The following is a 13,836-nucleotide window of genomic DNA, read 5'->3' on the forward strand; positions in this document are numbered from 1 at the left end:
AACAGTGACGGTACAGGGTGACGGCAACCGCGCGGGGCGGGATCAGGAGTAGACGTGCGGCGCGAGGGTGCCGATGCACCGGAGGTTGCGGTAGCGCTCCTGGTAGTCGAGGCCGTAGCCGACCACGAACTCGTTGGGGATGTCCCAGCCGACGTACTTCGGCTCGACCGGCATGGCCAGCGCCTCCGGCTTGCGCAGCAGCGTGGCGATCTCGACACTGGCGGCGTTGCGGCTGGAGAGGTTCGAGATGAGCCAGCTCAGGGTCAGGCCGGTGTCGATGATCTCGTCGACCACCAGCACGTGGCGACCGGTGATGTCCGTGTCGAGGTCCTTGAGGATCCGCACCACGCCGCTGGACTTGGTGCCGGAGCCGTAGGAGCTGACCGCCATCCAGTCCATCTCGAGGTGGCGGTCCAGGCAGCGGGCCAGGTCGGCCATCACCATCACGGCGCCGCGCAGGACGCCGACCATGAGCAGGTCCTTGCCGTCGTAGTCCGCCTCGATGAGCTTGGCCATCTCCGCGAGCTTGGCCTGGATCTCCTCCTCGGTGAACAGGATGTTGACCAGGTCGCTCTCGATGTGGGCGGACTCCATGGGACTCAGCCTGCCACAGGAGTGGGGCGGAAGCGCAGGTGGCCGTCCCCCGGCCGCCCGTCGACGTACGCCGTGACCCGGCCGGGCAGCTGGACCTCTCCGCGGACGGTGCCGATCACGAGCGAGAGCAGCCCCTCGACGTGGACCGCGAACAGCTCGGAGGCGGGGGCTCCCGCGGCCAGCGCGGCCCGTCGTACGACGCGTCCGACGACGGCGGCCGGGTGCGCCGCGAGCCCGGCCAGGGAGAGGGCGGTGCCGGTCCCCTCCCCCTCGGCCAGCTGCCCGAACGCGGCGTCCGCGAGGTCGTCGAGAGCCTCCATGTCGACTCGGAGCTGGTCGGCGGTCCGGGCCAGTGTGGTGGCGACCCCCGGCCCGAGCTCCTGCTCAAGCAGCGGCAGCACGGTGTGCCGGACCCGCGACCGCAGGAACCGAGGGTCGTCGTTGTGCGGGTCGGACCACCAGGACATGCCCTCGGCCCGGCAGGCCGCCTCGGTCTGCGCCCGGGTGAGGTCGAGCAGGGGGCGGCGGTAGACCTCGAAGGAGCGTCGCATCCCGGCGATGGAACGGCCGCCGGAGCCACGGGTCAGCCCCATCAGCACGGTCTCGGCCTGGTCGTCCAGGGTGTGGCCGAGCAGCACCGCGGCGGCGCCGAGGCTGGCTGCGGCCTGGCCGAGCGCGGCGTACCGCGCCTCGCGGGCGGCAGCCTCCGGCCCCATCCCGGGCGCCTCGACGTGCACGCGGACCGCCATCGTCTCGTGCGCGCCGAGCGCCGCCATCTGGTCGACGACCGCGCCGGCCCGCTCCGACGACCCCTCCTGGAGGTCGTGGTCGACGGTCACGCCGATCACCCGCCAGCCGGCCGACCTCGCCTCGAAGACGGCGGCGGCGAGCAGGGCGAGGGAGTCGGCGCCACCGGAGCAGCCGACCAGCACCGGACCGTCGGCGGGGCCGACGGCGGCCAGGTCGCGGCGTACGGCGAGGCGCACCGCCGCGACCGCCGGGTCGAGGGGCACCGGACCGGCCTAGCCGTGCACCCGGGCCACCCAGGCGGCCGGGTCCTCGATCTCGGCCTTGCTCGGGAGGTTCTCCGGACCGGCCCACACCGCGTTGAAGTCCTCCATGCCGACCTTGTCGACCACCGCCCGTACGAACACGGCGCCGTCGCGGTACTGCGCCATCTTGGCCTCCATCCCGAGCAGCCGGCGCACGAGCCGGTCCAGCGAGGAGGCGCCCTTGCGGCGCTTGGTGAACCGACGCCGGATGGTGTCGACGGTGGGGATGACCTCGGGGCCGACGCCGTCCATGACCACGTCGGCGTGACCCTCGAGCAGCGACATCACCCCGGTGATCCGGTCGATGACGACCCGCTGCTCCGGCGAGCTCATCGCCTCCACCAGGCTGCCGCCCTCGCCCCGGATCACGTCACCGACGCGCTTGAGCCCGTCCTCGAGCATCCGGGCCGGCTCGACGCTGTCGGCGAGGTTCATGATCTCCGCGCGCAGGTGGTCGCGCATCCAGGGAACCGCGGTGAACTGCACCCGGTGGGTCTCCTCGTGCAGGCAGACCCAGAGCCGGAAGTCGGTGGTGTCGACGTCGAGCTCGCGCTCCACGTGGACGATGTTCGGAGCGACCAGCAGCAGCCGGCCGGCGGGCTCGTGGAACGGGTCGAACTGACCGAGCACCTTGGAGCCGAGGAACCCGAGCAGCATCCCGACCTCGGCGCCCGTGACCCGGGAGCCGACGGCCTGGCTGATCGGCCCCGGGGCCCCCTTCTTCGACGACATCTTGTCGACCAGCGGGGTGAGCACGGTCGCGAACCCGTCGGCGTTCGCCCGCACCCAGCCCGGGCGGTCCACGACCAGCACCGGCGCGGTGTCCGTGGCGGCACTGAGCCGGGTGTACTCCCGGACCAGCCCGGTCGACCTGTGCGCGTCGTGACGCAGCTCGGCGACGACCGCGTCCGCCTCGGCGCGGCTGATCTCCGGCCCCTCGCCGGCGAACCGCGACCCCACCTTGACCGCGAACTCCCAGTCGACCAGGGGCGTCGGGTCGCTCGGGCCCTGCGCGCTCTGACCGGGCTGCTCGCTCATGCCCGGAACTCTACGGCCCTCGCCCCAGCCGACCCGTGCGAAATGGCGGGCCCGACCGTCCGAAGTGGCGGGCCCGACTGTCCGAAGTGCCGGCCTCAACCGTCCGAAATGGCGAGCCCAACCGTGCAACAAGGCGCGCGCTTTGGTTTCGAGACGCTCGCTGGGGCTCGCTCCTCAACCAGCTGCCGGGCTTGCGCCGAGGTACCCCGTCTTGCGCTCCGAGGTGCCCCGTCTTGCGTCAGCCGCAGCGGCACGCGCCGAGCGCAGCGGCCATCTGGTCGAGGGTGGCCCGCGCGTCGAGGGTGTCCTCGAGCCGCACCTTGTCCGCGATCAGCACGAACGACATGAGGTTGCCCTGGCGGTCGGTGGTCACGCCGGCCAGCCCGTGCACGCCGGTGAGGGTGCCGGTCTTCGCGCGCACGCGCCCGCGGCCGGCCGGGGCACCCTTGTCGAAGCGGAACGCGAGCGAGCCGGTGAACCCCGCGACCGGGAGGCCGGTGATCGCCGCCCGCAGCTCGGGGCGCTCCGCGTCGGCCGCGTGCGCGAGCACGTCGAGGAGGGTGGCCGGCTGCAGCCGGTCGCTCCGCGAGAGCCCGCTGCCGTCGTGGATCACGGCACCGTCGAGGTCGACGCCGATCCCGGTCAGTACCTGGCGTACGGCGCGCGCCCCGCCCACGAAGGACCCTCCGGTCCCCTCGGCGAGGCCGACCTGGTGGGAGAGCACGTCGGCGCCCTCGTTGTCGCTGGTCGCGAGCACCTTCTCGACGATCTGCCACAGAGGTGGGCTCTGCACAGACGCGACGTCGGCCGACTCCCCTGACTTCACGCGCTTCGGGGTCCCGGCCACGGTGATCCCGGCCTTCTCCAGCCCGGCGACGAACGCGTCGGCGGCGACCGCGGCCGGGTCCTGGTCGAAGCCGTACTGGCCCGGCGTGGTGCCCTGGTCCACCCAGAGCGCCGAGATCGGCGCGGCCACGTCGGCGTACGTCGGCGGCCAGGTCGGGCTCGCCTTCGGACCGGTGAAGAGGTGGTCGTCGTACTGCACGCGGACAGTCGTACGCCCTGCCGCCTTCAGCGCCGCGGCGGTCTTGCCGGCCAGCGTGGTGACGTCCGCGACCCTGGGGTACGACGAGCGGCCCGGCTTGCGGGCGAGGTAGGGGTCGCCGCCGCCGACCAGCACGATGTCGCGTGGCTTCGCGCCGTCGACCACCCGGGTGGTGAACGTGGCGCCCGGGCCGAGCGACTCGAGCGCGGCGACCGTGGTCAGCAGCTTCATCGTCGAGGCGGGCGTGGCCGGGCCACGGCCCTGCTCGAACACCGGGTCCTGCCCGGGTTGGGCCACCGCGACGACGACGTGCGGGCCGAGGTCCTTGTCCTTCAGGTATGGCGCCAGGGCGGCGCGGACCTTCGTCGTACGCACGCTGCCACCCGGCAGCTCGCCGGCGACCGGCGCCGGGGTCGGGAGCTCGGGCAGCTCGAGCCCCTCGGGCGGCTCGACGCCCGCCGGGCCGGCCTCGTCCCGGGACAGGCCCAGCTTGTCGCCGAGGTCGTACTCGAAGGAGACGAACGCACCCGCCAGCACTGCCAGCACCAGGGCGACCGGCAGCCACCGGTAGAGCGGCCGGGAGAACCGTCGGCCGTCGTGGCGTGCGTCACTACGACCCACGAAATCTCCCTTCCGAGTACGCGATTGCAACCATTGTGCGGGAGGATGGCCCCGGCCCGGCGCCCGGGTCACACCGACGTCCGGGAGGCCGGCCCCCGCGGCCGCGGCCCCCGTCCGCCCGACCGGTGCCTGACGATGTGGAGGATGAAGTGCTGGAGTTCGACGTCCTGGTCGAGATCCCCAAGGGTGAGCGCAACAAGTACGAGGTCGACCACACCAGCGGCCGGCTCCGCCTGGACCGGATGCTGTTCACGTCGACGGCGTACCCGGCCGACTACGGCTACATCGAGAACACCCTGGGCCAGGACGGCGACCCCCTGGACGCCCTGGTGATCCTCCAGGCGCCGACCTTCCCCGGCTGCCTCATCGCCTGCCGCGCGATCGGCATGTTCCGCATGACCGACGAGGCCGGCGGCGACGACAAGGTCCTCTGCGTCCCATCGCACGACCCGCGTCTCGAGCACCTGCGAGACATCAACCACGTGTCGAAGTTCGACCGCCTCGAGATCCAGCACTTCTTCGAGGTCTACAAGGACCTCGAGCCCGGCAAGTCCGTCGAAGGCGCCAACTGGGTCGGCCGCGACGAGGCCGAGGCCGAGGTCCGCGCCTCGTTCGACCGCTTCCAGGAGTCCGGCGGCCACCACTGAGGCCGCAAAATTTCCCCGGACGTCCGGGGAATCCATGCCCTGTCAGGGAATGCTTCCCCTGACAGGGCATCAATTTCCCTGACCAGTCAGGCCGCAGCCTGGTCTGCGAACGCCCGTCGCACCTTGCGCGCGAGTCGCACGGGGTCGTAGAGGTCCGCCCACGTGACCCGAATGCAGATCCAGCCGGTGAGTCGGCGCACTTCGTCCTCCCGGAACTTCTCCCGCATGACCGCGTCAGCCGGGGTTTCTCCTTCACGCAAGAAGTCGACGTACTTGCTCTTGCCGTCGAACTCCAGCCAGACCTTCTGTGCGGGCCACGCGAAGTCGAGGCGGGCCACCAGCCGGCCCCGGTCACGAACCTCGAACTGGGGGATCGGAGTAGGTAGGCCCTGGGAGCGGAGGTGGAAGTACGTTCGCATCTCGCCGAGGGACTCGAGCCGCGGGTCGATGAGGGAGAGCACCACGCGCGTGGCCAGCGAGTGCGGTCGGGACTCCACGGCTTCGTACGCCCCGACCAGCTGCGGCACAGTGCACTCGCCAGCGCGTACCAGGCCGCATCCGACCACCAGTCCGTGCTCTGAGTCCGTGGTCGCCATGACGTCCAGCGCTGTTCGCACGGGTGAGGTCACCATCAGTCCGTTGCGGTACGTCACGTCGCCGACGAACAGGCGGCCACGGTGCTGGCACACACGCGCCTCGCGTCGACCTCCCCGCTGATCCAGCCGGGTCAGGTGGACGTCCGTCAGGGGGAGATCCCAGGCCGGCACGCCGTACTCGAGAAGCGCAGACCCGTGCGAGAGAACTGCCCGGGACTTCGTCTTGGACAGAACGGCGCGCGCGAGCACCCTGTGTCGGGCCGCTTCGTCGAGCTCACCCCACTGGCTGGCCGCCATGAACGCGCCGTTCCGCACACGGTGCCATGCGCCACTCTTGACCATCCGTGCGATGTAGTTGTCGTCGTTCCCGGCGCTGAGCACGTCCGCTCGAGTGAACAGTCCCATCGTCAGGTCGGTCCGGGCAGCGTGGTCTGGGTTCATGGCCACAGGTTGCGACCGGACGTCCGTCCACCCGGGTCGCGCGCTGGGCACCTGTGGAAATCACTCGGGCGATGGCGGTCTGTGGACGAAGACCGGGCCGCCCTCGCCGACCTTCCGCTGACGGTCAGGGAAATTGCTGCGCTGTCAGGGAAAGCATTCCCTGACAGCGCAGTATTTCCCCGGACGTCCGGGGAATCTCCCGGCCCTCACCCCACCAGGTCGGGCGACCGCAGCATCTCGTCCGGTACGCCGAACGCGTCGGCGAGGTCGACGGCGAACGGGCGCAGCTTCCGGCACAGGTCGGCGACCTCACGGGTGATCGCCTTGGCTCGCGCGGAGGGCATCCGGCCGTGCTCCATGAACCAGGCCCGGTCCTGCTCGAGGCCGTGCAGGGCGTGCAGGTCGCAGAGCAGGCCGAGGGCCACCTTCTGGTCGCCGTCCTCGAGCCCGGCGAGCTTGTCGACGAACGCCTCGAGCACCAGCCGCTCGACGTGGGCCCGGGCGGCGCCGATCACGTGGTCCTGCACGCGTGAGAACACCTCGCCGGGGTTCATGCCGTCGTCGATCCCGCGCTTGAGCCGCCGGGCGACCCCGGCGATCATGTGCTCCTCGCGGAAGCGGTACATCGCGAGCTGGTAGTTCGGGTCGAGCAGCCCGGCCTCCTGGTCCCACTCGTCGCCGCCCGGCAGGACGTCGCGCAGCCGCTCGAGGAGCTTGTGCACGCTGGTCCGCTCGACCACGGTCTCGACGGCGAGGCCGGCCACGAACCGGGCCATGCCGAGCTGGTCCATGTCCTCGAACTCGCCGGCGTAGTCGGTGAGCAGCCCCTTCGCCACCAGCTGCAGCAGCACGTGGTTGTCGCCCTCGAAGGTGGTGAACACGTCGGTGTCGGCCTTGAGCGCGGCGAACCGGTTCACCGCGAGGTAGCCGGCGCCGCCGCACGCCTCGCGGCACTCCTGGATGGTCCGCGTCCCGTGCCAGGTGCCGAGCGCCTTGGTGCCGGCGGCCCGCGACTCCAGCGCACGTCGGGCCCGCTCGTCGTCCACGTCGCCGCTGAAGACGGTGTGCAGGTCGGAGGCCACCACCTCCTGCGCGAAGTGCAGCGCGTAGGTGCGCGCGAGCAGCGGCAGCAGCCGCCGCTGGTGCATCCCGTAGTCGAGCAGGAGCTGCTCCTCGTCCGGCCCGGTCGCCTCGAACTGGCGCCGGCGTACGGCGTACCGCAGCGCGATCGTCAGGGCCACCTTCGCCGCGTTGATCGACGCGCCGCCGACGCACACCCGCCCCTGGACGAGCGTGCCGAGCATCGTGAAGAAGCGCCGGTTGCGGCTCTCGATCGGCGAGGAGTACTCCCCGCCCTCCGACACCGACGCGAACCGGTCGAGCAGCGCCTCCCGGGGCACCCGCACGTGGTCGAACCAGATGCGGCCGTTGTCGACGCCGTTGAGGCCCATCTTCGGCCCGTCGTCCTCGATGCCTACGCCGGGCAACACCGCGCCGTCGCGACGCAGCGGCACCACGAACGCGTGCACGCCCTCGGACTCGCCCCCTATCTCGAGCTGTGCGAACACCACGGCCACGTCGGCGTGCCGGCCCGCGTTGCCGATGTAGTCCTTGCGGGCGCTGTCGTCGGGCGTGTGGATCACGAACTCGCCGGCCCCCGCGTCGTACGTCGCGGTGGTGCCGAGGGCCTGCACGTTCGAGCCGTGCCCGGTCTCGGTCATCGCGAAGCAGCCCATGAGCCGGCCGGTGACCAGGTCGGCGAGGTACGCGTCGTGGTGCCGCTTCGTGCCGAGCTGGAGGATCGCGCCGCCGAACAGCCCGAACTGGACGCCGACTTTCACCAGCACCGACAGGTCGCCGAACGCGAGCGTCTCGAACGCCGCGATCGAGGCGCCGATGTCACCACCGCCGCCGTACTCCTCGGGGAAACCCATCCCGGTCTGCCCGGTGGCCGCCAGCTCGACGACGAGGTCCCGCACCCGGTCCCGGAACTCGTCGGTGGAGAGGGTCTCCTGCTCCTCCAGCACGCCGGCGTACTTAACCAAGTTGGTGCGGACGAGCTCGCGCACGTCGGCGTACCTGCCGTCCAGGAGCGCGGTCAGCGCGGCGACGTCGACGTGGGGCTGCTCGTAGGCCATGCCCAGACTCTGCCACCCCGGACCAGACCGGAGGGAGGGTCGGGGCGGAGCCAGAGGCGCGGCGTCAGGGGCGGGCGAAGAAGTTCGGCGCCGTCCAGTAGTACATCGACTCCTGGGTCACCGGCCGCCCGGTGCGCGGCGCGTGGATCATCTGGCCACCGCCGATGTAGAGCGCGACGTGGTAGATCGACGACGGGCTCGACGACGAGCCCCAGAAGACCAGGTCGCCGGCCTGCAGCTGGGAGGACCTGATCGGCGTGGACGACTGGTACTGGCCGACCGAGTAGTGCGGGAGGTACTTCCCGCCGGCCTGCCACGACTTCATGGTCAGCCCCGAGCAGTCCCAGGCGTTCGGGCCGGCCGCGGCCCAGCGGTACGGCTCGCCGATCTGGGCCCGGGCGAACGAGATCGCGCGCTGCGCGCCGGACGGGGACGGCGGAGGCGGCGTCGGGTCGGGCTGCGGTGCCGGGTCGGGGGCCGGCGCGGGGTCGGGCTCGGGAGCCGGGTCCGGGGTCGGGTCGGGCTGCGGCGTGGGGTCGGGGGTGTTGCCACCACCGTTGCTGCCCCCACCGTTGCCACCGCCGGCGGTGCTGCCACTGGAGCCGTCCCCGGAGCCGTCGCCGTTCCCGGCGGTCGGCGGGGTGCTGGTCTCGGTCGGCTGCGGGGTCTGTGCGGCGTCCTGGGCCTGCTGCCGGGCGGCGTCCTCGAGCGCGGCCTGGCGGCGGGTGGCGAGGTCGACGGAGATGTCCTGGAGGTCGGCGAGCTCGTGGATGAGCTGGTCCTTCTCCCGGGCGACGGTCTCGGCCTCCGTCAGCGCGGCGGACTCCTGGGTCTCCGCTGCCTGCTTGGCGCTCGCGGCCTCGGTCTCGAGCTTCGCGGCAGCCTTCGCGGCCCGGTCGGCGTCCTTGCGGGTGAGGTCGGCGACCTGCTGCGTGGCCTCGAGCTCGAGCTGCATGTCGTCCATCGAGTCGGTCATCTCGAACATGGTGTTGGCCTGCTCGACCACCCCGTCGATGCCGTCCTCGCCGACCACGGCGGAGAGGGTGGTGATCCCGGGCGACATCTCGTACGTCGCCGCAATCACGTCGCCGTACTGCTTCTGGTGGACGGTCAGCTCGCCCTGGGCCGCGGTCGCGCGCTTCGACGCGGCGGCGGCAGACTTGCGGGCCTGCTGGAGCTTCCAGCGCGCTGCGTTGTAGGCCTCCGACGCCTGCGCGGCGGCGATGCTGGCCGACTGCACGCGCTGGTTGGCCGCCGCGAGGTCGGCCTGGACCGCGGCGACGTCACGCTTCTTGCCGACGGCGGCCTGCCGGGCCGCCTCGACCTCGGCCCGGGAGGGCGTGCCCCCGTCATCGGGGTCCGCGGTCGCGGGGGCGAGCCCGCCGGCGACCAGGAGACCGGCGGTCAGCGCACCGACCAGGGCCACCACCGACCCCCTGCCCGGCGATCGCCGACGGGGTCGGGTCGTGCCGGCCTGCCCGGTGCTGCTCCGTCGCACTGGTCGAACCCCTGCCGTCTCGTCGTCGTGGAAGGGCCTCGGGCGACTTCCCCATCGCCCGAGGCACGGGAAGCACGCTAGTGCTCAGAAGTCACACGCGGAACAGTTTTCTCGAATTTTCTCAACTTTAACGGCGCGTCGGCTTGACGAATGACAAACATGTAATTCTGGGCCGTGGTTTCGAGAGGCTCGCTGGCGCTCGCTCCTCAACCACCGGGGTCACGGCGCCGCTGGTTGAGGAGCGGCCGCCGGCCGCTGGTTGAGGAGGTTGCGCAGCGACCGTCTCGAACCAAGGCCCCGCCCTGTCGCACGGCTCCGCCCACCACTCTGACGGTGCGCGCGTCAGGCGGCCGGGGCGCCGGACTTCTTGGTGGGGCGGGGGCGGTTCTCCTCGACCGGGACCCGGGAGGTGGTCGTCGTCGGATGACTGGAGAGACCGTGCCGCTCGAACTTCTGCCCGGAGGCCAGGCCGCCGAGGTAGAAGGAGATCAGGGCGATCGCGATGCCGGCGATGTCGTCGGCGACGTAGTGCCAGCCGAAGTAGAGGGTGGCGATGATGGTGAGCCCGAAGTTGGTCCACAGCGCCCAGTGCACCCAGCGGATGCGGATGGTGTACTGCGCCATCAGCGCCACCAGCAGCGTGATCGCGGTGTGCAGGCTCGCGAAACCGGCCACCGATTGCACGGCGCCCTCGATCCCGCCCCAGTAGACGTTCTCGCGTCCGGTGTTGAGCGCGTCCATGAGCTGGGTGGTGCCGGTGTTGTCGAGGTCCTGGTAGAGCCAGGTGTACTCGAAGCCGGGGCCGAGCGTCGGCAGCGCGTAGTACGACGCGGTGCCCAGGCTCCAGGCCAGGCACTGGGAGGTGGCGAACCAGTAGCCGAAGCTGATGTTGCGCGACCAGATCAGCCAGGCGGTGAGCACCAGCGGCACCATCGGCAGGAACCACAGGTAGATCGTCGACAGGACATGGGCGACGATGCCGGTGCCGAGCAGGTCGTGCAGCACCAGCGCCGGCTCGTGGCCGAAGAACAGCGCCTGGTCGAGGATGTGCAGCTGGCGGTCGTACTTCTTCAGCCCCATCGCCTCGGGCAGGAACGACTTGAGGTTCCGGTAGCTCACGTAGGTGATGTAGAAGCAGACCAGGCCCATCACCACGAGCGTGATGCGCTCACGGTTCCAGTGGGAGTGCCACCGGTCCTTGAAGACCTGCACGGAGGCCTTCGGCTTGAGCCGGGCGTACCAGATGATGCGAGGCAGCATGTCGAGCAGCAGCGCGCCGAAGACCAGCATCGGCAGCCGCAGCCACGACGGCCCGAGGAAGCCCTCGGGGTCGACCAGGTTCTTGTCCAGGCTGATCGCCGTGAGCACGGCAAGCGAGCCCATCAGTGTTGCGACTCCGATCAGGAGTACGTAGGCCCGGCGATACACGCGTGCAGTCTAGGCAAGGAGGCCAGCGCTCAGCCAAACGGGATGACGGCCACTCTGGACCCGTCGACGGCAAGCTTGACGTCCTCTCCGGGTCCTGGAGCGGGGGTCCCGGGGTGGGCCACGGCGGCCAGCTCCCCCACGCCTGTGACCATCACCACGAGCCGCGTCGCCTCGGGGGTGGCCCGGGCCGAGACCACCCGGCCCGTCAGCGGTCCCCCGTCGTCGACCCGCAGGGCGGACCGGCGCAGCGCCACCTGCCCGGCCGACGAGAGTCCGGCCGCCCGCAGCACCACCTCGGCGGGTTCCCCGTCGAGCACGGCCGCGTAGCCGAGGAACCCGGCGGCGTCGGCGTCGGCCGGCGCGGCCCAGACCTCGGCCGGGGTGCCCGACTGGACCAGGCGCCCGGCGCGCATCAGCGCCATCCGGTCGGCGACGGCGAACGCCTCCTCGTGGTCGTGGGTCACCAGCAGGGCGGTGGTGCGGCTCGCGGCGAGGATCGCGCGGAGGTCGTGGCCGAGCCGCTCACGCAGCGCCGCGTCGAGGGCCGAGAGCGGCTCGTCGAGCAGCAGCAGGCGCGGCTCGACGGCCAGGGCCCGGGCCAGGGCGACGCGCTGCCGCTCGCCGCCCGACAGCGTGGCCGGGCCGCGGTCGCCGTACCCCTCGAGGCCGACCAGCTCGAGCAGCTCCGCGACCCGCGCGCCGACCTCGCCCCGCGGCCGGCGCCGGATCCGCAGCGGGTAGGCCACGTTCGCCGCGACGCTGCGGTGGTCGAAGAGCTGGCCGTCCTGGAACATCAGCGCGAAGCCCCGCTTGTGCGTCGGCACGCCGGCGAGGTCGGCGCCGTCGAAGCGGATCCGCCCGGAAGCCGGCGGTTCGAGGCCGGCGACCGCCCGCAGCAGCGTGGACTTGCCGCACCCGGACGGGCCGAGCACCGCCATCACCTCGCCGCGCGGCAGCGCCAGCGAGACGTCGTCGACCGCCACCAGCGCGCCGTACCGGACGGTGAGGTCGCGGACGTCGAGCCCCTGCTCGAAGACCTGCTCGGACGGGGTCGGCACCTCAGAACCCTCCCACGCCAGGGACCCGGAGCCGCTCGACGACGAACATCACGGTGGCGGTCGCGGCCGCCAGCACCACGGAGGCGGCCAGAGCCATGGCGTAGTTCTGCGAGCCGGGGTGGCCGAGCAGCTTGAAGATCACCACCGGCACCGTCGGCCGGTCGTCGCGGGCGAGGAACGACGTCGCGCCGAACTCCCCCAGCGACACCGCGAACGCGAACCCGGCCGCGGCCAGCAGCGGGGTGCGCAGCAGCGCGAGGTCGACGGTGACCAGGGCCCGCAGCGGCGAGGCGCCCAGCGAGGTCGCGGCCTGCCGCTGCCGGTCGTCGATGCCGGCCAGCACCGGCGCCAGCGTGCGTACGACGAGCGGCAGGGCCACCAGCGCCTGCGCCACCGGCACCAGCAGCGGGGAGTCCCGGAAGTCGAGGGGCGGCTGGTCGAGCGTGATCAGGAAGCCGAAGCCCAGCGTCACCGCGGAGACGCCGAGCGGCAGCATGAAGAAGCCGTCGAGCCCACCCCGGACCCGCCGCTCGGCGGTCGAGTGCGACCGCCGGGTGACCACGACCGAGACCAGCAGCCCGAGCCCGACCGACATCCAGGTCGCGTCGACGGCGATCCGCAGCGAGTTGCCCAGCGCCTCGGTGACCGGCACCAGCACCACCTGGTCGGTGCCGGTGGTGTCGAGCGCGCGGTAGTTGTCGAGGCCCCATCCGTCGCCGACCTGCAGCGAGCCGACCACGAGCGTGACGATCGGGACCGCCACCAGGAGCAGCGCGACCAGGGTCACGAGCACGGCAGGCACGTCGGTTCGGCCGGGCCGGCGGGCACGGGTACGGCGCCGCGCGACCGCCGCGGTCCGGGCGCGGGTGCGGGCCGCGCCGTACAGCAGCACCGTGACGACGACCAGCTGCAGCAGCGAGAGCGCGGCCGCGGCCTGGAGGTCGAGCAGCTGGGTGGTGAGGAGGTAGATCTCGGTCTCGACGGTCGCGTAGCGCAGTCCCCCGAGGACGAGGACGACGCCGAACGCGGTGGCGCAGAAGAGGAAGACCACGCTGGCGGCGGAGACGATCGCACCGCGCAGGGCGGGCAGGGTCGCGGTCAGGAAGACCTGCCGCGGCGAGGCCCCGAGCGCGGCGGCGGCCTGCGCCGGCCGCGGGTCGAGGCCCTCCCACGCGGTGCCGACCGTGCGCACCACCACGGCGAGGTTGAAGAAGACCAGCGCGGCGATGATCGCGGCCGGCGTGCCGTCGAGGCCCAGGGACGCCAGCGGCCCCCCGGCGCCGAGCACCTGGCGGAACGCGACGCCGACCACGACGGTCGGCAGCACGAACGGCATCAGCAGCATGGCGCGGAGCACGCGGCTGCCCGGGAACCGCAGGCGGTAGAGAACGTGCGCGGCGGGGACGCCGAGCAGCACGGTGAGCACGGTGCCCGCGGCGGCGGACCACAGCGTGAACCACAGGACCCGGTGCACCCGCGGCCGCGCGAGCACCTCGAGCACGCCCTGCGGGTCGAACGTGCCGTCCGGCCAGAACCCCTCCGCGAGCATGCCCGCGACCGGCAGCACGAAGAAGACGCAGAGCACCGCGACCGGGCCGGCCGCCAGCCCCAGCAGGGCCAGCAGCCGGCGTGCGGTGGGGTGCCCGGCGGTGACCGGGGCAACTGCGCCGGTCACCGGGG

At 72.2% G+C, this 13,836-nt stretch carries 11 protein-coding genes; 1 reads left to right on the top strand and 10 read right to left on the bottom strand.

Annotation, left to right across the window (positions count from 1 at the left end):
* Positions 1 to 42: 42 nt before the first annotated feature.
* From hpt to dacB, 4 genes are all read right to left on the bottom strand, one after another.
* Positions 43 to 594, bottom strand: a complete 552-nt coding sequence (hpt, locus tag EKO23_RS04120; protein WP_134714377.1) for a hypoxanthine phosphoribosyltransferase — start codon at positions 592 to 594, stop codon at positions 43 to 45.
* Between the two features lie 5 nt (positions 595 to 599).
* Positions 600 to 1,607 carry a tRNA lysidine(34) synthetase TilS gene (gene tilS, locus EKO23_RS04125; protein ID WP_134714379.1) on the bottom strand — a complete coding sequence of 336 codons (1,008 nt, stop codon included), beginning with the start codon at positions 1,605 to 1,607 and terminating at the stop codon, positions 600 to 602.
* Positions 1,608 to 1,616: 9 nt separating this feature from the next.
* Positions 1,617 to 2,684, bottom strand: a complete 1,068-nt coding sequence (locus EKO23_RS04130; RefSeq protein WP_134714381.1) for a zinc-dependent metalloprotease — start codon at positions 2,682 to 2,684, stop codon at positions 1,617 to 1,619.
* Positions 2,685 to 2,922: 238 nt separating this feature from the next.
* Complete coding sequence (gene dacB, locus EKO23_RS04135) at positions 2,923 to 4,350, bottom strand: D-alanyl-D-alanine carboxypeptidase/D-alanyl-D-alanine endopeptidase (RefSeq protein ID WP_167880318.1); 1,428 nt, start codon at positions 4,348 to 4,350, stop codon at positions 2,923 to 2,925.
* Positions 4,351 to 4,475: 125 nt separating this feature from the next.
* On the opposite strand from dacB, the gene EKO23_RS04140 reads away from it, so the two are divergent.
* Positions 4,476 to 4,997 carry an inorganic diphosphatase gene (locus EKO23_RS04140; protein ID WP_425464381.1) on the top strand — a complete coding sequence of 174 codons (522 nt, stop codon included), beginning with the start codon at positions 4,476 to 4,478 and terminating at the stop codon, positions 4,995 to 4,997.
* A gap of 86 nt (positions 4,998 to 5,083) precedes the next feature.
* Here EKO23_RS04140 and EKO23_RS04145 read toward each other — a convergent pair whose 3' ends face one another.
* The 6 genes from EKO23_RS04145 to EKO23_RS04170 form a co-directional block, all read right to left on the bottom strand.
* Positions 5,084 to 6,034: a type IV toxin-antitoxin system AbiEi family antitoxin domain-containing protein gene (locus EKO23_RS04145; RefSeq protein ID WP_134714385.1), complete on the bottom strand. Its 951-nt coding sequence runs from the start codon at positions 6,032 to 6,034 to the stop codon at positions 5,084 to 5,086.
* Positions 6,035 to 6,240: 206 nt separating this feature from the next.
* On the bottom strand, positions 6,241 to 8,172 hold the full coding sequence (locus tag EKO23_RS04150) for an acyl-CoA dehydrogenase family protein (RefSeq protein WP_134714387.1): 1,932 nt from the start codon (positions 8,170 to 8,172) through the stop codon (positions 6,241 to 6,243).
* 64 nt (positions 8,173 to 8,236) lie between these two features.
* Positions 8,237 to 9,598, bottom strand: coding sequence for a C40 family peptidase (locus tag EKO23_RS04155; RefSeq protein ID WP_134714389.1), 1,362 nt, complete (start codon positions 9,596 to 9,598; stop codon positions 8,237 to 8,239).
* 414 nt (positions 9,599 to 10,012) lie between these two features.
* On the bottom strand, positions 10,013 to 11,098 hold the full coding sequence (locus tag EKO23_RS04160) for a phosphatase PAP2 family protein (RefSeq protein WP_246050889.1): 1,086 nt from the start codon (positions 11,096 to 11,098) through the stop codon (positions 10,013 to 10,015).
* Positions 11,099 to 11,127: 29 nt separating this feature from the next.
* A complete protein-coding gene (locus EKO23_RS04165) occupies positions 11,128 to 12,156 on the bottom strand; it encodes an ABC transporter ATP-binding protein (protein ID WP_134714391.1) in 1,029 nt (342 codons plus the stop codon).
* 1 nt (position 12,157) lies between these two features.
* Positions 12,158 to 13,831, bottom strand: a complete 1,674-nt coding sequence (locus tag EKO23_RS04170) for an ABC transporter permease (protein WP_246050890.1) — start codon at positions 13,829 to 13,831, stop codon at positions 12,158 to 12,160.
* Positions 13,832 to 13,836 lie beyond the last annotated feature (5 nt).

This window comes from Nocardioides guangzhouensis (assembly GCF_004519545.1).
GTDB lineage: Bacteria > Actinomycetota > Actinomycetes > Propionibacteriales > Nocardioidaceae > Nocardioides > Nocardioides guangzhouensis.